The organism is Ruegeria sp. YKSF131 (genome assembly GCF_059612645.1).
The window spans coordinates 1-18,708 of sequence record NZ_JBXWQZ010000073.1; the positions used below are offsets into that span (position 1 = coordinate 1).

The 18,708-nt window shown below is 56.6% G+C and carries 21 protein-coding genes; 4 read left to right on the forward strand and 17 right to left on the reverse strand.

What is annotated here, in order from left to right; all coding sequences use genetic code 11:
- From AC2FLZ_RS19175 to AC2FLZ_RS19185, 3 genes are all read right to left on the reverse strand, one after another.
- Positions 1-1,856 (reverse strand): efflux RND transporter periplasmic adaptor subunit (locus AC2FLZ_RS19175; protein ID WP_496882616.1); only part of this gene is annotated, 1,856 nt, incomplete at its 3' end.
- 617 nt (positions 1,857-2,473) lie between these two features.
- Positions 2,474-2,860 carry a Cu(I)-responsive transcriptional regulator gene (gene cueR, locus AC2FLZ_RS19180; RefSeq protein WP_152460772.1) on the reverse strand — a complete coding sequence of 129 codons (387 nt, stop codon included), beginning with the start codon at positions 2,858-2,860 and terminating at the stop codon, positions 2,474-2,476.
- 15 nt (positions 2,861-2,875) lie between these two features.
- Entirely contained in the window at positions 2,876-5,386 is a 2,511-nt protein-coding gene (locus AC2FLZ_RS19185; RefSeq protein ID WP_170634712.1) for a heavy metal translocating P-type ATPase, read from the reverse strand.
- Between the two features lie 173 nt (positions 5,387-5,559).
- On the opposite strand from AC2FLZ_RS19185, the gene AC2FLZ_RS19190 reads away from it, so the two are divergent.
- Entirely contained in the window at positions 5,560-5,757 is a 198-nt protein-coding gene (locus tag AC2FLZ_RS19190) for a heavy-metal-associated domain-containing protein (protein ID WP_170417905.1), read from the forward strand.
- Positions 5,758-5,792: 35 nt separating this feature from the next.
- Here the strand turns inward: AC2FLZ_RS19190 and AC2FLZ_RS19195 are convergent, their stop codons facing one another.
- The 10 genes from AC2FLZ_RS19195 to AC2FLZ_RS19240 form a co-directional block, all read right to left on the reverse strand.
- Positions 5,793-6,521 (reverse strand): DsbA family protein, encoded by a 729-nt coding sequence (locus AC2FLZ_RS19195; protein ID WP_475190680.1) that lies wholly within the window; start codon positions 6,519-6,521, stop codon positions 5,793-5,795.
- A gap of 1 nt (position 6,522) precedes the next feature.
- Positions 6,523-6,996 carry a c-type cytochrome gene (locus AC2FLZ_RS19200; protein WP_170634716.1) on the reverse strand — a complete coding sequence of 158 codons (474 nt, stop codon included), beginning with the start codon at positions 6,994-6,996 and terminating at the stop codon, positions 6,523-6,525.
- Entirely contained in the window at positions 6,996-8,366 is a 1,371-nt protein-coding gene (locus tag AC2FLZ_RS19205; protein ID WP_170634718.1) for a multicopper oxidase family protein, read from the reverse strand. The genes AC2FLZ_RS19200 and AC2FLZ_RS19205 overlap by 1 nt, the downstream gene beginning before the upstream one ends.
- Positions 8,367-8,405: 39 nt before the next feature.
- Positions 8,406-9,305, reverse strand: coding sequence for a c-type cytochrome (locus AC2FLZ_RS19210; RefSeq protein ID WP_050605716.1), 900 nt, complete (start codon positions 9,303-9,305; stop codon positions 8,406-8,408).
- 9 nt (positions 9,306-9,314) lie between these two features.
- Positions 9,315-9,866 carry a c-type cytochrome gene (locus AC2FLZ_RS19215; RefSeq protein WP_170634721.1) on the reverse strand — a complete coding sequence of 184 codons (552 nt, stop codon included), beginning with the start codon at positions 9,864-9,866 and terminating at the stop codon, positions 9,315-9,317.
- A 60-nt stretch (positions 9,867-9,926) separates the two neighbouring features.
- Entirely contained in the window at positions 9,927-10,109 is a 183-nt protein-coding gene (locus AC2FLZ_RS19220) for a hypothetical protein (protein ID WP_152460779.1), read from the reverse strand.
- A gap of 153 nt (positions 10,110-10,262) precedes the next feature.
- A complete protein-coding gene (locus AC2FLZ_RS19225; protein ID WP_170634722.1) occupies positions 10,263-10,712 on the reverse strand; it encodes a c-type cytochrome in 450 nt (149 codons plus the stop codon).
- Between the two features lie 67 nt (positions 10,713-10,779).
- Positions 10,780-11,370 carry a L,D-transpeptidase gene (locus AC2FLZ_RS19230; protein WP_170634724.1) on the reverse strand — a complete coding sequence of 197 codons (591 nt, stop codon included), beginning with the start codon at positions 11,368-11,370 and terminating at the stop codon, positions 10,780-10,782.
- Positions 11,371-11,396: 26 nt separating this feature from the next.
- Positions 11,397-11,891: a hypothetical protein gene (locus AC2FLZ_RS19235; protein WP_480860635.1), complete on the reverse strand. Its 495-nt coding sequence runs from the start codon at positions 11,889-11,891 to the stop codon at positions 11,397-11,399.
- Positions 11,892-12,004: 113 nt separating this feature from the next.
- Positions 12,005-12,658, reverse strand: a complete 654-nt coding sequence (locus tag AC2FLZ_RS19240; protein ID WP_170634726.1) for a L,D-transpeptidase — start codon at positions 12,656-12,658, stop codon at positions 12,005-12,007.
- A gap of 376 nt (positions 12,659-13,034) precedes the next feature.
- On the opposite strand from AC2FLZ_RS19240, the gene AC2FLZ_RS19245 reads away from it, so the two are divergent.
- The 3 genes from AC2FLZ_RS19245 to AC2FLZ_RS19255 all read left to right on the forward strand — a co-directional run bounded on the left by AC2FLZ_RS19245 (position 13,035) and on the right by AC2FLZ_RS19255 (position 15,773).
- A complete protein-coding gene (locus tag AC2FLZ_RS19245) occupies positions 13,035-13,346 on the forward strand; it encodes a DUF2933 domain-containing protein (RefSeq protein ID WP_267362933.1) in 312 nt (103 codons plus the stop codon).
- Between the two features lie 9 nt (positions 13,347-13,355).
- Positions 13,356-13,559, forward strand: coding sequence for a hypothetical protein (locus AC2FLZ_RS19250; RefSeq protein ID WP_496816555.1), 204 nt, complete (start codon positions 13,356-13,358; stop codon positions 13,557-13,559).
- Between the two features lie 117 nt (positions 13,560-13,676).
- A complete protein-coding gene (locus AC2FLZ_RS19255; protein WP_170634728.1) occupies positions 13,677-15,773 on the forward strand; it encodes a protein-disulfide reductase DsbD family protein in 2,097 nt (698 codons plus the stop codon).
- 9 nt (positions 15,774-15,782) lie between these two features.
- On the opposite strand, the gene AC2FLZ_RS19260 is transcribed toward AC2FLZ_RS19255, so the two are convergent.
- From AC2FLZ_RS19260 to AC2FLZ_RS19275, 4 genes are all read right to left on the reverse strand, one after another.
- Positions 15,783-16,241: an ATPase gene (locus tag AC2FLZ_RS19260; RefSeq protein ID WP_170634730.1), complete on the reverse strand. Its 459-nt coding sequence runs from the start codon at positions 16,239-16,241 to the stop codon at positions 15,783-15,785.
- A gap of 114 nt (positions 16,242-16,355) precedes the next feature.
- The gene (ccmI, locus tag AC2FLZ_RS19265) at positions 16,356-17,504 is read right to left on the reverse strand and encodes a c-type cytochrome biogenesis protein CcmI (RefSeq protein WP_170634732.1); all 1,149 of its coding nucleotides are present in this window, start codon (positions 17,502-17,504) and stop codon (positions 16,356-16,358) included.
- The gene (locus tag AC2FLZ_RS19270; protein ID WP_170417876.1) at positions 17,501-17,989 is read right to left on the reverse strand and encodes a cytochrome c-type biogenesis protein; all 489 of its coding nucleotides are present in this window, start codon (positions 17,987-17,989) and stop codon (positions 17,501-17,503) included. Before AC2FLZ_RS19270 ends, ccmI begins: the two co-directional genes overlap by 4 nt.
- Positions 17,986-18,555, reverse strand: a complete 570-nt coding sequence (locus AC2FLZ_RS19275; protein WP_170634734.1) for a DsbE family thiol:disulfide interchange protein — start codon at positions 18,553-18,555, stop codon at positions 17,986-17,988. Before AC2FLZ_RS19275 ends, AC2FLZ_RS19270 begins: the two co-directional genes overlap by 4 nt.
- Positions 18,556-18,708 lie beyond the last annotated feature (153 nt).

Consider the following 18,708-nt stretch of genomic DNA (forward strand, 5'->3'; position numbering starts at 1 on the left):
AATGTAGGTTCTAATGGGAAATCCATGGTCATTCCGGGCATGCCAATCTCAGTCATCGGCCCGTGAGTGATGGTTGCCGTTCCCGCCTCAGCATTAACGAGGTTGATCGTGCCGGTGACTACAATCGGTGGAGCAGAAGGCGTGTCGGTTTCTTCGGGTTCAACGGAATCCGTCGGCGGCGAGCCCTCTTCGCGAATTGCCACAATCGAGAACATCCCCCCTTCTCCCTCAGCCAGATCAAACTCAATTGGCATGTCGATTGGCACGGTAGTGAGATCTACTCCTACAACAGGCAAATCCATTGTCATGGCGGCCCAACCGAGCTCGGGGATCGGTCCGTGCTCAAGCGTCAATTTGCCGTCTGAAGTGACGGCGCGCGCGATTCCGGCACCAGTTCCGGCAATACCATCGTCTGGTGCAAGCTCCATCAGGCTCAGAAGCCCATCCGCACCCCGTGCGATCACGAAAGCGACTGCGTCGCCTGCACTCAAGCTGTCGAGCGAAACACCAGACCTCACCGGAAACTGCGAAGTCATTGCGGGCCAATCGAGGCTTTCGAGAACATCGTGACGAACAGTTGCCATACGATTTTGGGCATCGAGTGAAACCAGGGTGCCTGCCCCGCGTGCTGGTTCGGTATCCGTTGGTGCCATTCGGGTGAAACCGGCGCTCAAAGCACTTTCACTGTCGATTAGAAACTGTGCGGATGCGACAACTTCCTCACCAGGTTCAAGCCCTTGCAGAACTTCTGTTCGACCCCCCTCGCCGAAACTGTCTCGAAGACCTGTAGTCACCAGTCTCGGGCGAAAAGTACCATCGCCTGTTTTTAAGATGACGCGTTCCGCCGAACCGGTACGAATTAACGCCTCTGATGGAACAGTGAGAACATTTCGGCTTTCATCCGGTATAAGGCTAACACTGCCAAACATGCCCGGCCGCAGCACGCCGTCGGTGTTATCGAAACTAAGCCTTACGGGAAGAGTTCGGGTTTGCGGATCAAGCTCAGGGTAAACATAGTCGATGTCGCCTTCGAAGGTGCGACCGGGTAGGTGCTCGAACCTTGCTATCGCGCGCATATCTTCCGACAAACGTGCAATATCTCGTTCAAATACATCAACGATCAGCCATACTTCAGAAAGATCGGTTACCGAAAACGCAAGCGTGCCTGGCTGCAGGTACATGCCATCGGCGGCATTCAGAGCTATGACGACACCGTTTTGAGGTGCCTCAATTTCCACATTTCGAACCAACTCACCGCCCGCCTCAATCTCAGCAACCTGACGAGCGGACATACCGTGGCTGATCAACTTATTGCGCGCCGCGTCCAAAATCCGCGGGTCACCAGCTTCGACTGCGCGTACAAGATCGCCGGTCGCAGCTGCGATCAGTGGTGAAAAGAGTTCAAATAAAACTTGCCCCTTCTCAACGCGATCACCGACCGCTCGAACTTTCAGTTGCTCAATCCAACCTTCAACACGCGTATGAACGTGATTGGTCAGGTGTTCGTCAAAGCCGACGAAACCCACCGTCTCGATGCGAGGTTCGATATCAGTCATGCGTGCAACCGCAGTCCGCACACCAATTGCGTTGATTTCCGCAGCGCTTAGGGTGACTTCTTCAGGGTCGCCGGTAGGTTCCTGCCCAGAATAAACCGGGATCAAATCCATACCCATCGGCGATTTTCCAGGTCCAGGCTGCCGAAAATTCGGATCCATCGGTGCTACCCAATAAAGGACCTCTGGTTCGTTCGACTGGCCCTGATCAATTGGATTCAGGTACAGTCTTTCAAGAATGACACCTCCACCCAGGCCAAACGCCAAGGCAAGTACTGATAGTGCCGCATATCTTCCACGCATAATAATCTCCCGACGGTCGCATTGAATGCTGGAACCGAAACAACATGAATGCCCGCGCTTGCGGGCCTGAGGATGTCAGGAGATTTGAGGAGGACGATCGGGAGTCAGAGGTCCCTGAGACAGATGGGTTTCCGAATCCATGTTTCGGTTTTGCTGCCCGAAAGCTGTAGCCAACACAGCAACACTCACTTGGGTAGGATATTCACCAACGCAGCAGATGCCGGAATGACATTCTCCGCTGTGATTTACGTGGCTATCAGTGTGGATTTGGCCAGTCGTCGGATGCAAACCGCTATGGTCGTGTTTGAAGTCTGATGACTTTGCAGCCATTGAAACGCCGTGAGGCTCAGAGGTGCTACTGTTTTTGACGTCACTGCTCGCGACCACAACAGTGCCGACGAAGGTCATCGCCAAGCAGACGCATGTCAGAAACGTCATTCGCAACACTGAGAAAAACTTCCACTTCATCCCGTGCAGTTAGGACGAACGTAACGAGTGTTCAAGCCAGTCGGAGGAAAAAACAGGTGAGTTGGTGCGCTGTATCGAAATGAAGCGGATTCCCGCGAATACACGTAACAAACTGCCAAAATCGGAGGCAGTTCATACGATGAGCGCATCTAAGTTTGGCCGAGGTTCTTCAGGATCGGGCAGTCAGGGCGGTGGTCGCCAGCACATTCGTCGATCAGATGAGACAGTGTAGCATGCATGGCCTTCAGGTCCGCGATCTTGGCATCTATCTCTTTTAGGTTCTGTTTGGCGATATCCTTCACGTCCGCGCTTGCGCGTTCTTTGTCCTCGTACAACGCCAGTAGTGAACGGCAATCCTCAATGGTAAAGCCCAAGGAACGGGCCCGCCCGATGAAGGCCAGTTTGTGCAGTTCCTTTTCGTCGAAATGTCGATACCCGTTCAGACTGCGCCTGGGTTTGATGAATCCGATATCCTCGTAATAGCGGATGGTTTTGGCAGGCAGACCCGAACGTTCTGCTACATCTCCGATATTCACAGCGGTTCTCCTTTTCTATTCAGCAGGCGCTGATCGCAGCGCCTGCTCTTCATTCTGCGAGATCTGTTCTCGCCCAACTTTGATCGGCTTAACCCAGCGCAACCGCAGCGCGTTGGTCAGGACAAATACACTGGACAGCGCCATGGCACCTGCAGCCAGAACCGGCGACAGCAACGGGCCGCCAAACGGATAGAGCACCCCCGCTGCAACCGGTATGAGCAGCGTGTTGTAGCTGAAAGCCCAGAACAGGTTTTGTCGGATGTTACGCATGGTGCGCTGACTAATATCGAAGGCGTTGACCACGCCTGTCAGGTCGCCTGACATCAGAACGACGTCGGCCGCCTCGATGGCGATGTCAGTGCCTGTCCCGATCGCAATTCCTACGTCAGCCGCCGCCAGAGCGGGGGCATCATTGATGCCATCACCCACAAAGGCCAGTTTTCCGCCATTTGAGCGCAGATCTTGCAACGCGGATACTTTACCTTCGGGCAGAACCTCGGCCACGACATGATCGATGCCAAGCTGCGCCGCGATGGATTTGGCTGTAGCGGTATTGTCGCCGGTAATCATCGCTACTTTCAGCCCCAGTCCGTGCAAAGCTTCAATTGCGTCTGGCGTTGTGGTCTTGATTGGGTCCGCCACGGCGATGACGGCTGCGATAACTCCGTCTACGGAGGCATAAAGTGGAGTCTTTCCGTTGATTGCGAGTTCAGCGCCCCGATCAGACAACGCGCCCATTTCAACCCCTTCGCGACTCATCAGGCGGTCGGCCCCGATCAAGATTGTATGGCCTTCGACCGAGGCGCTTACCCCGTAACCGGTGATCGACGTGAAGTCTTCTGGCTTCGAAAGCTCCAGACCACGGGTTTCAGCCGCGCGCACGATGGCCGTGGCGATCGGATGTTCGGATGTGACCTCAACGGCAGCAACAAGGCGCAGAACCTCATCCTCGGCCAATCCTTCGGCCACAATAAGGTCGGTCAGCTCCGGGCGCCCTTCGGTCAAGGTCCCTGTCTTGTCTACCGCAACAACAGTGGTTTCCTGCAGCATTTGCAAGGCGTCGCCCTTTCGGAAAAGGACACCCATCTCGGCCGCACGGCCGGTGCCGACCATGATTGAGGTGGGTGTGGCCAACCCCATGGCGCAGGGGCAAGCAATGATCAGTACCGCAACCCCGGCTACCAACGCCAGGCTGAGCGCGGGATCGGGTCCGAACAACATCCAAACCAGCACAGTCACAACGGCCACAGCGATCACTACCGGCACGAACCACAGCGTGATGCGATCGACCAGGCCTTGAATCGGAAGCTTGGCCCCCTGGGCTTGTTCGACCATTTGAATGATCTGGGCCAACATAGTGTCTGCGCCGACCTTTTCAGCCCGGTACGTCAATGCGCCCGCGCCATTGACTGTTCCGCCGACCACAGTTGCGCCCTCGGTCTTTTCGGCAGGAACCGGCTCGCCGGTGATCATGCTTTCATCGACATATGACGCGCCGGTCACTACGGCACCATCCACCGCGATTTTTTCGCCCGGTCGAACGTGCACAATATCCCCTACAACGATCTGCTCGATCGGTAGCTCGACAACCGATCCGTCGCGCTCAACTCGCGCTGTTTTTGCCTGCAGACCGACCAATTTTCGGATCGCTTCACCAGTTCGCCCCTTGGCGCGCGCCTCGAGGAACCGCCCCAGCAATATGAGAACCACGATCACCGCTGCGGCCTCGTAGTAGACGTTTGCGGTGCCGGCGGGAAGAACACCCGGCGCAAAGGTGGAAACAAGCGAGAACCCATAGGCCGCCGAAGTGCCCAGGGACACCAGAGAGTTCATGTCCGGCGCGCCTTTGAACAAGGAAGGGAAGCCCTTGGTGTAGAACTGCAAACCTGGCCCAAAAAGAACGATCGTGGTCAGAAGGAATTGCAGGTAATAGCTGTTCTGGATGCCGATCGTGCTCGCTATCAGGTGGTGCATGCCCGGAATAACATGCGAGCCCATTTCAAGGATAAAGACCGGCAAAGCGAGCAAGGCGGCAAAGCTTGTTCGCCGGGCCAATTGGCGAATCTCTTTGGCTTTGCGGTCTTGTGGTTCGGTCTGCGTCGCGGATCGCAGGCTCGCCGGATAGCCAGCAGATGCCGCAAGCGCCGCGATGGCTTCGGGTGTTGTGACTCCCTCAGCATAACGTACAGTTGCACTTTCGGTGGCCAGATTGACCGACGCGGACAAGACGCCATCATCTGCTTGCAATGCCCGCTCAACGCGCCCCACGCACGATGCGCAGGACATGTTCTGAATATCCAGCGTTACCTCTTCCGTCCGTGCCGGATATCCGGCGCTGTTTAACGCATCAGCAATGGCCGCTTTATCGGCTGGATCGCGGAAATCGACCTGAACGCTTTCGCTGGCGAGATTAACCGAAGCGGCATCTACCCCTGGCACATCTTTCAACGCGCGCTCGACGCGCCCTACGCAAGAAGCGCAGCTCATACCCTGAACTTGAAACCGTGCATGTGAAATTTCAGTCATATTGTCACCACCAATGTTCTGCTGACGGGAAACATAAGGGTTCCAGCAAGTGGAAGGTCAAGGGATGGGGCTGACTTTCTTTGCCACTAATTTTGACGATCCAATAATCACGACTTGACCTTCCTGTGCTGGAATACTTTAGCCGGGACGACGGAACACAGGAGCAAACATCCATGACGACCCTAAATATCCCGGATATGAGCTGCGGGCACTGCAAGTCAGCTATCGAAAAAGCCGTTGCCACGGTGGATTCCTCCGCACAGTTGGACTTTGACATGGAAAACCGCAGGGTACGTGTCTTAAGCACCAATTCACTTGATCATATCCTTGCAGCGCTGAAGTCCGAGGGATACGAAGCCACGATCGCATGAGACACTTAGGGGCGCATTCTGTCGCCGCCTTGGTTTTATCTTGCGTCTCTGACTGCCTCGATTAGCCGGGTCATTTCATCTTCGGCGATCAGCCCCGGGGCAAGAGCATCTCCAATCACAAACGAGGGGGTGCCACTGAAGCCAAGCTGTCGGGCCAATTCCATGGACACCTGAATATGTGCGTCGACTTCCGGCGCCTCCATATCTGCGCGCAATTGATCCTCGTCCAGGCCGAGTTCACGGACAACTTTCAGTACACTGGCCTCAGTGGCACGACCGTTCAGAGCCATAAGCGCCCAATGAAATTCTTCATATTTTCCCTGATTACGTGAGGCAAGCGCGGCGCGTGCCGCGAAGTCGGAACCTTCTCCGAGTATGGGCCATTCTCGATAGACAACTCGTACATCGGAATCGCCTGCGATTACGTTTTTCACGACCGGGGCAGCGCGTTTGCAATATGGGCAGTTGTAGTCAAAAAACTCGACCACGGTTACATCGCCTTCCGGGTTTCCGATGACAGGCGCATTCGGATCCTGTTCCAGCAATTCACGCTGATTTTCCAAGACGCTTCCAATTGCTTCGGCTTTTGCCTGATCCTCGCGCTGTTGAAGCAGTTGAATCGCCTGCATGATGATCTCAGGGTTTTCCAAAATGGCTTCGAGAGCCAGCCGTTTTACATCGGAGTCAGACAGCTCGTCGGCGCGTGCCATAGGAATGCCAATCGACATGGCGATAGCGACTAAGCCTGCAAGTATTCGTTTCACATCAGTTTCCTTCCGTTTGTTCTGCTTCGGTGCGTTGCTCTTGCAGCTTGCGTTCCCGATCCGGCCAACTCTCCTTGATGAAGGCGAGGATGTCCCAGATATCCTGATCCGACAGAGTGTCCCCGAAGCCTGGCATGCCGCTTTTGACGTCAGCGACACCCATCTGTTTCAAAGTTTGGTCCCCGCCAAACTTTGTATAGTCGAACAACAGCTTGTCGCCGTGATGCCAGGTGTGCCCGGTTCGGTCATGCGGGGGCGCCCGCAAGACGCCATCCGGATCAGGTGTTTGCCAATCCGGCTGACCCTCCAAATCTGCCCCGTGGCATGACGCGCAGTTTTCGGCGTACAAAACTGCACCACGTGCCGAATCCGCCGATGAACTGTTCTGCGCACGCCCACCCAGGCCCCAGCCAGCGACCGCGACAATGATCACCACAGCAGCCAGTGACACCCATTTCGCCGCGCTCTTGTTCATCACGCCACGCTCAGCCAGGTCTTCATACCAGCGGCCTGATGCGACAGCATGTGGCAATGAAACAGCCAGTCCCCCGGGTTATCCGCAACGAACGCAATCTCCCGCGTTTCTATCCGGTCAACCAGGATTGTGTCCCGCAGCGGCCCCAGGCTGCCGTTCGGCAGAACTTCCTGAAAGTGCGTCCCGTGCAAGTGCATAGCGTGCGGAAAGACGGTGTCGTTCTGCATCTGAATCCGGACTATGTCGCCACGCGAAACGGCAGCAAGTGGGTTTTCAGGTAACCCGGCGACACCGTTGAATGTCCAGATCTGCCCTTCCTGGACCAATTCATTGGTGCTCATGACCCGGCCGTTAAAAGTGCCTTGACGCAGTCCGCCCATCGCCCCGCCTTCCATCACCAATGGAACTGTCAAAGCGTCAGAAACATCTTCGAGAAAAGAAGCAGGGTTGGGTGGCAGGGCTGCGATCACACCGCGGTTAGCAGATGTGCCGCTTCCCGAAACCGGAATCTCAGCGATGACAAACGATTCATCGCGTTCGTGAAGAGTTATTTGAACGGATTCGTTCGATTCCGCTGTGACATCAACAATTAAGTCTGCTCGCTGTGCAGGCCCGAAAACAAGGGTTTCAAAATCCTCTGGCTGCCTTACAGGCATGCCATCATAAGCGACCAGTTTCCCGTTTGCGCCACCTACTGAGACATACATGATCCGATCAGTTGCCACGTTGACCATTCGAATTCGCAAACGCTGGTTCGTCAAAACTTCGGTCATGGGCGATATACGTGCGTGAACGTAGTTACCCATGCGACCTGCATGGGTCCAATCATGCATTGCACCAAAATCATCTACTATTTGAGCGTCCTTACCCAACCGCCAATCATCCAGAAGGATCGTGATGTCATGGTCCGTGTCCGGCGGGTCCGTTTCGTCGACGATGAACGCGCCGTAAAGGCCCCTGGCCACTTGTTCCGTTGACTGGTTGTGAGAGTGATACCAGAAGGTCCCCGCGTCCTTCAGAGGCAAGTCATACTGAAATTCGCCGCCGGTTGGTACAGCCTCCTGCGTAAGGCCCGGCACCCCGTCCATATTGTTCGGAACCCGCAATCCGTGCCAATGGATTGCCGTAGGCTGAGGCAGTGAGTTCAGGAGTGTCCGGCGAACCGTTTCGCCCTGCCTGGCACGAATTTCGGGGCCCGGAACACCGCCATCATATCCCCATATCTCGGTTTCAGGATAGCTGTCGGGGGCAACACGTGCCAATCCTGAACGCGCCTCGATTATTCGGGGGGCGGTAGCCGCCCTCCCGATAGTCGGCACTGCGATTAGTGCCGACGTGCCTGCAACGAATTGCCTGCGATTGAGCTTCATGAGGACTTCCCTCCAAAGAAAATTTGATCTCTCACTCGATTATCCCCCGTCGTGCACATCCAGCAGATAGGTCGCCATTGCCTTCCGGTCTTCGTCTGTCAGAAAGCTGGTGCCATAGTTTACGACCTCTCCCATGGCGCCGCCGAAGACATCGCCATCAGGCATGACGCCGGTGCGCAACGCGTAGGCCAAATCATCTACCGTCCAACCACGCTTTTGCAGGGTCTCAAAGTCGATGGCCGGTGCCTTGTCACCGCCCGGCAGGGAGTCACTTCCTTTGAAGTGTTCCGTGTCCGAATTTCTTGCGCCAGCCAGGTTCCTCCCGGTGTGGCAGGCCGCACAATGCGTAGCACCTTCGACCAGTAGCCGACCCCGGTTCCACACTTCGTCATTGCCCGGCACGGGATCAGTACGGGGTGGTTCCAGAAAAGCCGCGCGCCACAGCTTCAGGCCCCATCTCTGATTGAAGGGGAACGCCATTTCCTGCTCTTTTGACGGTTCCGCTACCGGTGCAACCGTTTGCCAGGCGGCCCAGAGATCGGCGATATCCTGATCCGTGAAATTGGCATAGAACGGATAAGGAAAGGCCGGGTAGTAGGGTTGTCCGCCGGGTGACACGCCTTGACGCACAGCGCGAGCAAACTCCTCGATTGTCCAGTCACCGATCCCGTGATCGGGATCTGTGGTCAGGTTCGGTGAAAAGAGCGTGCCGAACGGGGTATCCAACTCCACCCCACCGGCCAAGGGCGCGCCCCCTTTGGCAAAATCTGTGTGGCAAGCGATACAGCCACTTGCCCTTGCCAGATAAGCCCCGCGGTTAACGTCACCCTGAATGTCGAGAGCTTGTAAGGGCTGGCCAATTGGCCAAGCCATCACGGCAACAAGTCCCGCTGACGCCGTTACGGCGGCAGCAAGGCCCAATCGGAATATCGGTCTCATGACGCATTCCTATTCCGACCGAAACTGCGTGTGACATGCCGAGCATGTCTGGCTCAGCATCATGAACACACCATCTGCCGGCATTTCAGAAAGTTGTGCCTGGTTTGGACTGCCGCCCATCATTCCGGCACCCATCATGGATGCGCCGCCCATCATGCCCGAACCATGGCCCGACCCGGACATCATCAACCCGTTGTCCGCCGCAAGCACAAGGCCTTCAGAGTAGGTTTCCAACTGCCTGGCTAACTCTGCAAATGAACCCCAATCCTGCCAGATCTCCGATTTGGCCTCCGAGGGTTTGCCATCAGATCCCTCTGGAAACAGCTTTGTCATGCTCTCGCCAGCGTGACGCCCGATTTTCTTGGCCTCGCTTCGTACCGTTTGCGCATTGTAGGGCGTTTTCCCCTGCATCATCGGCGTAAGGATCTTCATGCTGTCCTTCATCGCGGACATACCATCCATGCGTTCTTTGACGATGCCGGTTGCGCCACCATGCGCCAGGGCGGCGGCTGCGAACAGAGAAACCAGGGCAACGCCTGTGGTCAATTTTAGAATGTTCATTGTTTTGTCCTTGTCGTCTGCTTCGACGCGCCCAAGTTGAGCGCAATTCGACTGGTCAGATCAGGACACGCGGCGGCGGTGGGTCAAACGCCGCGATACCGAGAACCCGGTATTGGGCTCGAGGGATCGAGTATCTTTGTTCAGTATCTTGGGGGCCAGGCGGTGGTGGACCCATCGAAAATAGACCAACAGCGTTGCAAATCGTTCCGCCATGACAATGTCCGGGATGACCCTGCTTGACATGCTCAACGTCCGCTGAGTCCGTTTGGTCAATCACGTGCTGTGAACCACTGCCATGTGCATGAGCAGAATCGGCCGTCACAAGCAGCCCGCCAATGGTCAGCACCATTGACAGTATGATGTAACGAATTGCACTGCTCATTCGGCTCGTCACCTTCAGAAAATCCCGTTTTCCTGCTGCAGCTCTCTGATATACGCCACGATGCCTTTCACATCCGCACGGGTCAAGCCATCGACCGGCGGCATATTGCCGAACTTCCAATGGTGTGCCCGAACTCCATTCTGGACTGCCACATAAAATGACTCGTCGGAATGGTGGCTTGGTTCATAGATTTTATGCACCAAAGGTGGTGCAAGGCCTTCCAGACCCGTTGCATTCGCGCCATGGCACGCCGAGCATTTGGCGTCGAATGCCACTTTGCCGACGGCCGCAAATTCGGTTAGCTGTTCCGGCAGATTGACGTTTTCGATTGGGTCTCCTGGCTCCAGTGCTGACGTATCGGGCGGCGTCATCGAGTGACCTGTTGGTTGCTGATTTAAGTTGTAGACGAACGCGGCGGCGCCTGCGATCACTACTCCGCCGATCAAGAGTGTAAGTTTATCCATCTCTGTTCTTCACATGATTGTCAGTTCTTAGGTTCAACGCGCGCAAAATAAATCGGCCTGACCAAGGTCAGATCAGTTTTACCTGAGTGCCCACAGTGGCCAGTTCGAACAATTCCGCAATCTGCTCGTTGTACAAGCCAATGCAGCCGTTGGAGGATCTTCTCCCGATCTTGCGCGTGTCGTTGGTGCCGTGGATGCGGTAGTATTGCCAGCTCAAATAGAGCGCATGTGTCCCCAGAGGATTCTCAGGACCCGGGCCTACATAGTCAGGCCATGCTGGATTGCGCTCTTTCATTGCCGGCGTTGGTCGCCAAGATGGCCCTTCGACCTTGCGAATAACCGTGGTGTAACCCAGCCTTGTAAGGTCTTCCGTGAGCGGTACACTGGTCGGATACATCCGGTAAACGCTTTCGTCTTCTGACCAATATTGCATGACCTTGGACTGTGTATCGGACAGGATTACCCCGTTTTTTAAGGTATCAAAGTGGTCCTGCCATTTAGCAACGCGGAATGAGGAAACATTGCGGCGCGTCCCCTCAGTTGCCGTTGATTGGGCCCAAACGGCAGGTGCTGGAAAAAGCGTCGTCGCAGCTAACGCGGCAATCACTTCACGTCGCGTAACAACCTTTCTTTCTTTGCTCCGTTTCATGCCTGCCATCCCAAAGTTTATTCTTTTTTTCCGACTCAAATAGCTCGTATGCCCGGTTCCTGCGCTGGAAGGTCAACACGCAAATGACATTTCATATGGGATGCCTCGTCTGAATTGTTGTTGCCGTCGGCGCAGGAATATTTCCTTGGAAGGCGGACCCAAATCATCAAGTCATTGTGGAAAAGCAGTTTTTCTTGGACGTAATTCCAGGCTGCTTTAAGCAAAACCTGACTTTCTTGAATCAACCGAGCACAAAAAAGCAACGCTAACAATTGCTTAGTTCTTGGTGAATTGATGTGATCACCCGTCGATGCGAGGGTATCAGGTACTACAAATGACAAACACAGTGGACTAAACACCATGTGCTTCAAGAAAGCTTTCCAAGCACTGGCCGCACTTATGCTCGTCGGCGCCTGCACCGAAACAACGTCGATATCTGCAGAAAGCGAGCCCGGAACGCTTTCCCGAGTTCCTGACGCCGTTGCCCAGATCGCTGCTCCGGGCCAGGACCTGAACGCCGTTAAAATCATGCCCGAGGACGGTTGCTATTGGTATCGCTACGTGGGGCCGGTTGAAACAACCTACCTGCCACTCAGGACTATTGAAGGGCGCCCAATCTGTACGCGCGCCTGACAAGCGCCTATCAGCTGGTCGCGGTCAGAAGGCGCTCGGGAGGGTAGAGATGAGCCGTGGACCCTGGCCTGACACGATCATAAAGCCCGATGATATGTGGCATCGCCATCCTTACGCAGCCAGAACTTGCGCGACCTCCGATAGATCTTGGATAAGGCGTTCCGTGAATTCGCAGGTATGTGTCGCGACCACCTTCGAACAGATAAAACGCCCTTGATCCCAATGGGTTTGTCGGCCCACCGGGCACACCATCTGCGAATTGCGCATATTCATCAGGGTCGCGTTCAATCATTTCGGCTGTAGGAGTCCAACGCGGCCATTTGGCCTTTCGCTTGATTGTGTAGACACCGGGCTCGTAAAGATTGCCTCGGGCAATGGCTACGCCGTAACGCATTGCTGTGCCACCGTCTTCGATGAAATACAGATATCGTGCCACCGCGTCGACATGAATGTCACCCGGAATAAGTGGTCGATTGGTTTGCACACGCTGAGGCAGGAAACGTGGGTGTAACCCCCAGGGATTGGATGTTGCGGGATCAAAATTGGCTGGCGTTACTTGCGCATCCCACTCCGACCATTGCGAGGCAGCCGCCGACGTCACTCCAAGAACCGGCTGAGAGAAAATGGCGAGCGAGGCTGCAACAAAATGTCGTCTGGTCAGCATTTATAGCCCTCCTGTTGCCTGGTTAGGGCCTGGAGTTAGTATCCAGGGGATTAGACAATCCGCGACGGGGGAAGATTTGTCCATTCAATTGTTCGTTCGATACCGCTACGATCCACCCGCGAGTTTTCAAGGCATAAAGTGACTTAGGCAGCTTCGTGTTTAACCTGAACCTTCACCAAGCCTCGGGACGACAATGCCTGCTATGTTATATCCCCTGAAATCTTCCAGGTTCGGACCGCGTCTATGTACCGAGTAACGCCCTGGGAATTGCAGAACTGGTTTGTCTGCTTCAAATTCGCTTCGCGCCAAATCAGCTTGACCTTCCATCGCGGGAAGGCGCTACCAGAGGTCTCCAATCCCAATTTTGGAGCTGAACGTGAAAGAAAAGCAGACCGCAGACGCGCCGCAAGCGGCAACACCGGTTACCGGTGGCAAGATCATGAAATGGGGCATGATGTCTTGTTGCATTGTCATGGTGACGCCGATCGCTCTCTACTTTATCGCCGGCGGAATGGTTGGCGGGCTTTCTGACTCTTTGAGTCTGTTCGCACCGTTGATCCTGTGCGTTGGAGCACATTTCTTGTTGCACAAGGCGATGGGAAAATCCTGCCATTCGACCAACTCGGAATCGGATCGGCCGAAGGCAACCGACGTCCCCGTGGGGCCGAACACGGTACCCCGGCAATAATCTTCAATCATGAAGTTTCGGTACTCAAGGTCGATCGCCGTGTCGCTGGCCGCTCTTTCGCTGGCGGCTTGCGCACCACGCCCTAAACTATGCCCGCTGCAACCGCCGCAGCCTGAATACGCCCTGCCCCAAGGTTGCCGGGTTCAATGGGAGGGCGCGGATGGCGGGGCCTATTTCATCTGCGAAGACGGGCGCGAAGGTTTCGTGAGCTGATCGTGGGGATGTGACATTCCGGCTCGTTGACCCTCCAGCGCTGGAATCTGGCAGAGACGGGTGCAAAACAACCGATGGCAACGCGCAATGGCAAGAACACTCCTAAATTTATGTATTATGATCTTGGGGTTAATCTTTGGCCAGACTTCCGCCGGGACAAGCCTTGCAGCTACATCCCAAGCGTATGAATCAGAGCCCCTGGTCGCACACATAATTACCGCGCAGGACGGGATCGCGCCTGACGTCAAGACGATCACTGCAGGACTGCATCTGAAACTGGGCGAAGATTGGAAAACCTACTGGAAGTCGCCTGGTGAGGTGGGAATTCCGCCCAAGATCACTTGGAACGGCTCGCAAAACGTCAGCGACGTACAGTTTCACTGGCCCGCGCCGATCCGTTTTCGCGCCTTCGGGATCGAGAATTTCGGGTACAAGGACGAAGTGGTCTTTCCGCTGACCGTCACACTCGAGAACCCCGGAGCGCCAGTTGACTTGAAGGCCGCTGTGACAACGCTGATCTGTTCCGATATCTGTGTGCCGGTCGAGTTTTCGCTGGACTTGTCGCTGACTCAGGGAACGGGTCGGGATCAGGACTCGGCCCGGCTTATAAATGCCTTTCTGTCGCGGGTGCCAACCACGGGAAACACAAGCGGAATGAAGTCCGATGCCGCGACCCTGGATACCGTGTCCGAGATGCTGACGCTGAATTTCACCAGCGACCTGCCCTTTGATGCGCCTGATGTCTTTCCCGACATGGGACGTGATACCGCGTTTGGTGCACCCGACATCCGGCTCGCTGGCGACAGGCGTCAGCTATGGGTGCAGTTCCCGGTCCTCGCTCTGGCACAGGACCCCCCCTCCTTGTCCGTCACGGTTACCGACACCAACCGCGTGGCCGAGTTTTCGCCCCGTACCGACTCTCCCCCTACCCCGCCACCATATGAGATCGCGGCCGCCGAAACTTCAGCCAGCGCGCTGGTCTGGATCATTTTGCTGGCGGTGGGTGGCGGGTTGATTCTGAATGTCATGCCCTGCGTACTGCCAGTGCTTTCGATCAAGCTTTCCTCGGCGGTAAAGGCTCGCGACCGCTCTGCGGCTCAGATTCGCGCCGGGTTCCTGGCTTCGGCAGCCGGAATCCTGACATTCATGTGGCTGTTGGCGGCTATCACCATTGCGGCGCGGTCGCTGGGCTATTCCGTCGGCTGGGGCATCCAGTTCCAGAATCCGCTTTTCCTTGCGGTGATGATCGTGGTGCTGGCGGTTTTTGCAGCCAGCCTCGCGGGCCTGTTCGAGATCACGCTGCCGCAGTCGCTGAACACCCGGCTGGCCCATGTCGAAAAGGGCCGCGTGTCGCTGGTCGGGGATTTCCTGACCGGAACTTTTTCAGCAGTTCTGGCGACGCCCTGCTCGGCCCCCTTCCTCGGCACGGCGGTGGCCTTTGCCTTGACCGGCCGACCGGTGGATATCGTGGCGATCTTCACCGCAATGGGGGTCGGGCTGGCCATTCCTTACTTGCTGGTTGCAGTGCACCCGAAACTCACCACCGCTCTGCCTAAACCGGGGCGTTGGATGGTGGGATTAAAATGGGCCCTGTCGGCGGCACTGCTAACCACGATCGGCTGGTTGGTCTGGGTGATGATCGGGGTGGCCGGAGACACTGCTGCAACTGCTACCGTGCTGGCTGCAACTGTTCTGGTCCTATTGATCTGGAAAAGTACGACGATGCCACCCGTTTTGCGCTGGACAGCCCTGTTGCTGACGCTGACCGCAGCGTTTGCCGCACCGGTTGCGATTGCCGGCAAAGACCGGTCCAGGCTGCTTGAGGCAGCCGGAGAGATTCCATGGATTACCTTCAGCCGCTCCGAAATCGCCCGCCTTGTGTCGCGCGGCGAGGTGGTTTTCGTCGATGTCACAGCCGACTGGTGTCTGACCTGCAAGGCCAACAAAGCGCTGGTGCTGGAACGCGGCGAGGTTCTGGCAACACTGCAATCGGACAAAGCAATTCCGATGCAGGCCGACTGGACCCGCCCCGACGATGTGATCGCCCGTTTCCTTGACGACAATGGACGGTTCGGGATCCCCTTCAACATCGTCTACGGCCCGTCGGCCCCCGAAGGCATCGCCCTGCCAGAGATATTGACCACGAACGCCATTCTCGACGCGATGGAACAGGCCGCGCCGATTGCGGGCGGAGCCGTGGAAAGCGGATCCTGACCCCGGAGTTCACATATCCCGGACGCGGTTGCTCTGCTGCGCTAAACGCATGGTCTCGTGCTCTTCCATATCCAGTAGCGCCTGAAGGAGTTCGCGTGCATCGGGTATCTCGGCACGCCCGTGCAAATACCGATATAAGTCGATCACCTGATTGTGAAGATCGAAGACCGCTTCGCAGATCTCATCGACGCTCATCTGTGCGAACGGCCTGTCGCAGGCGCGATGTGGGTCGATCGGCTCATTGCCCAAATAGTCATATACCCAGGTGTTGAGCGCTTTGGGATCGGCTCGTTTCACGAAACCATCGACGATTTTCTCCAGAGCAGCCTCATGATCGGCGAAGTAGGTAAGCAACATCCTGGCCAACTCCTGCTCTGACTGTGTCGAACAGTGGGCCAAACATTCGGCGAGCCAATGATGCATTTCCCGCGTCCAGACAATTAGATCAGAAAACGTTTCAACTTTCATGGTCTCAACCTCCTAAAGATCGGCATGCGATAGCCTAAACCGGAATTTTCCAGATGGCTCACTGGGCATCAGCGCGAAGTCGGCGCCGGCCCGATCCACGCCGGGCTGCGGGAATCAACCCCCCAGTTCCAGCAATGCCCGGTCGATTGCCACCTTGCGCGGATCCCCCTGCGGCAGGTCATCCGCCAGATCCCTTGCCCTGCCATAGGCGTTCCGGGCGCCGTCGGTCTCGCCCAGCACCGAATAGGCGTTGCCCAGCCGCATCCAGCCGTCCAGATCGCCTGGGTTTTCCTGCATCCGGCTCGCAAGCCGTTCTACCATCGAGCGGATGAAGGCCTGCCGGTCTTCGTCTGACATCTCCTCGGCCGCCGCCACCTGATCGGCAGTTGGGCCGGGCATGGAAGGGGCAAAAGCCGCCAGATTCACCGGAGCCCGTCCGATCGACGGGGCGATGCGGTTAAGCTGGGCCACAAAACTCTCCATCCATGGCCGGAACTCCTCTTCGGCGTCCATCCGCGTCTTCAGTAGGTCATAGGCCTTATCAGGCGATCCAGCCTGCTCCAGACCAACGGCTTTGTAGAATGTCGCTGCTGGGTTCGATGGGTCCAGTTCCAAGGCTCGTTCAAACGCCCGATCGGCCTTGGGCGTAACGACACCGTCATCGGCATAGACCAACGCCTCGCCATATTGCGACACCAGCGCTGAATTCGCATTGGGTCGGTCCAGCAACCCCTCGAACGCGTCTGCGGCATCTCCAAAGCGTCCCATCCGCATATAGGTCTGAGCCAACAACACCCATCCCTCGGTTGGCCCGCCGGTTTCATCCGCCTCAAGCCGCGACTTCAGGTGCACGGCAAGGTCGGCGATTTCACGGGCTTCGGCCTGCTCCCCCTCGCGTTGGGCAAATGGCTGGCTCGGGATGTAGGGACTACCCAGTTGCCAATAAAGACCGGCTCCGAGCGCTGGAACTACCAGCGCGGCAAGTAAAATCAGCGCACGCCCGGAATGGCCCATTATCGCTTTGTCGTCCGATTGCCGGTCAATCGCCTTCAGGCGACGTTCTATCTCGGCTCTGGCGGCCTTGGCCTCTTCGGCTGAGATAATTCCTCGTTCCAGGTCCTTCTCCACTTCGCCGATCTGGTCGGAAAAGATGGCAGAGGCGCTTTCGCGTCTCGACAAGTCCGAGGTCTTGCGCCCCAGGCCGGAGAGGGCGAGCGTCAGAAACACCGCCACGGCCATGAATGAAAAGATAATCCAGATCATGCGTGCGGCTCCGTGAGTGAATGGTTTTCGGGATTCCGTTCTTCGCTCGCGCCGCGTTCCGTCTCTTGTTTTCGCGACTTCCGATATCGGCGCGCATTTTGGGTCAATACCGCTGCAGTCGCGATACCACCCAGCCCCAGGATGACGATAGGCGCAACCCACAGAATGTAAGTTGATGGCTTCCATGGCGGGTTGAACAGAACATAGTCGCCATAACGCGCAACCAGAAAGTCCATAACCTGCTGGTCCGTGTCGCCTGCCACCAGCCGTTCGCGCACAAGCAGACGAAGGTCGCGCGCCACGCCAGCGTTAGAACTGTCGATGTCTTGGTTCTGGCACACCACGCATCGCACCTGTTTCGAAATCGCCCGGGCCCGCTCTTCCAATACCGGATCTGCAAGTATCTCGTCGGGCTCAACCGCGAATGCCGGCTGCGACACCAGCATCGCCAGAGTGACCGCGGTAATTACAATGCGACGTATCATGACGCCTCTCCTCCGGCCGCCCGCGCCTGATCCAGCGCGGTGCGCATCTTTGAAATTGCCTCGCCGCCCAGCACCGGGCCGACAAAACGGAATACGACCTTGCCCGCGCCATCAATCACAAAGGTCTCCGGCACGCCGGAAATCCCCCATTCGATCCCGGCTCGGCCGTCCAGGTCGGAACCGATGCGCTCATAAGGGTTGCCCAGATCGTCGAGCCATTTCCGCGCGTCCTGCGGCTTGTCTTTGTAGTTAATGCCCATCAGGCGAATGCCCTCATCGCGTACCATACGCGTCAGCACCGCATGTTCGGCCCGGCAGGGCACGCACCAGGACGCAAACACGTTGACCACGATCGGAGCTGACCCGTCATTTTCCACCAGATCGGTACTGGACAGCCCGTGGGTATCCAGCCCTTCGACCGGCGGCAAGTCGAACTCAGGCACCGGCTGCGAGATCAATACAGACGGGATTTCGTTTGGATCGCGATCGGGATTCAGTCCCCATAGCAGGAAGGCACCCAGGATGCCGGCAATCGTAATTGGGAACAGTGCAAATAGACGTTTCATTGCCCTACTCCGCCGCCACCGGAACGGAGCTCTGCCCAGTCCGCTTTCGTGGTGCACCGACGCGTAGACGCCGATCGGAGAGTGACAAGACACCACCAAATGCTAACAATCCTGAACCTATCCAGATCCAGACCACCAATGGCTCATACAAGA

Bases quoted from the DNA above. Each gene is read 5' to 3' on its own strand.
- AC2FLZ_RS19185 (WP_170634712.1), bottom strand. From the start codon at position 5,386: ATGACTGAAATTTCACATGCACGGTTTCAAGTTCAGGGTATGAGCTGC.
- AC2FLZ_RS19190 (WP_170417905.1), top strand. From the start codon at position 5,560: ATGACGACCCTAAATATCCCGGATATGAGCTGCGGGCACTGCAAGTCA.
- AC2FLZ_RS19200 (WP_170634716.1), bottom strand. From the start codon at position 6,996: ATGAACAAGAGCGCGGCGAAATGGGTGTCACTGGCTGCTGTGGTGATC.
- AC2FLZ_RS19205 (WP_170634718.1), bottom strand. From the start codon at position 8,366: ATGAAGCTCAATCGCAGGCAATTCGTTGCAGGCACGTCGGCACTAATC.
- AC2FLZ_RS19210 (WP_050605716.1), bottom strand. From the start codon at position 9,305: ATGAGACCGATATTCCGATTGGGCCTTGCTGCCGCCGTAACGGCGTCA.
- AC2FLZ_RS19215 (WP_170634721.1), bottom strand. From the start codon at position 9,866: ATGAACATTCTAAAATTGACCACAGGCGTTGCCCTGGTTTCTCTGTTC.
- AC2FLZ_RS19220 (WP_152460779.1), bottom strand. From the start codon at position 10,109: ATGTCAAGCAGGGTCATCCCGGACATTGTCATGGCGGAACGATTTGCA.
- AC2FLZ_RS19225 (WP_170634722.1), bottom strand. From the start codon at position 10,712: ATGGATAAACTTACACTCTTGATCGGCGGAGTAGTGATCGCAGGCGCC.
- AC2FLZ_RS19230 (WP_170634724.1), bottom strand. From the start codon at position 11,370: ATGGCAGGCATGAAACGGAGCAAAGAAAGAAAGGTTGTTACGCGACGT.
- AC2FLZ_RS19235 (WP_480860635.1), bottom strand. From the start codon at position 11,891: ATGATTTTAACGGCGTTCAGGTCCTGGCCCGGAGCAGCGATCTGGGCA.
- AC2FLZ_RS19240 (WP_170634726.1), bottom strand. From the start codon at position 12,658: ATGCTGACCAGACGACATTTTGTTGCAGCCTCGCTCGCCATTTTCTCT.
- AC2FLZ_RS19250 (WP_496816555.1), top strand. From the start codon at position 13,356: ATGAAGTTTCGGTACTCAAGGTCGATCGCCGTGTCGCTGGCCGCTCTT.
- AC2FLZ_RS19255 (WP_170634728.1), top strand. From the start codon at position 13,677: ATGATCTTGGGGTTAATCTTTGGCCAGACTTCCGCCGGGACAAGCCTT.
- AC2FLZ_RS19260 (WP_170634730.1), bottom strand. From the start codon at position 16,241: ATGAAAGTTGAAACGTTTTCTGATCTAATTGTCTGGACGCGGGAAATG.
- ccmI (WP_170634732.1), bottom strand. From the start codon at position 17,504: ATGATCTGGATTATCTTTTCATTCATGGCCGTGGCGGTGTTTCTGACG.
- AC2FLZ_RS19270 (WP_170417876.1), bottom strand. From the start codon at position 17,989: ATGATACGTCGCATTGTAATTACCGCGGTCACTCTGGCGATGCTGGTG.
- AC2FLZ_RS19275 (WP_170634734.1), bottom strand. From the start codon at position 18,555: ATGAAACGTCTATTTGCACTGTTCCCAATTACGATTGCCGGCATCCTG.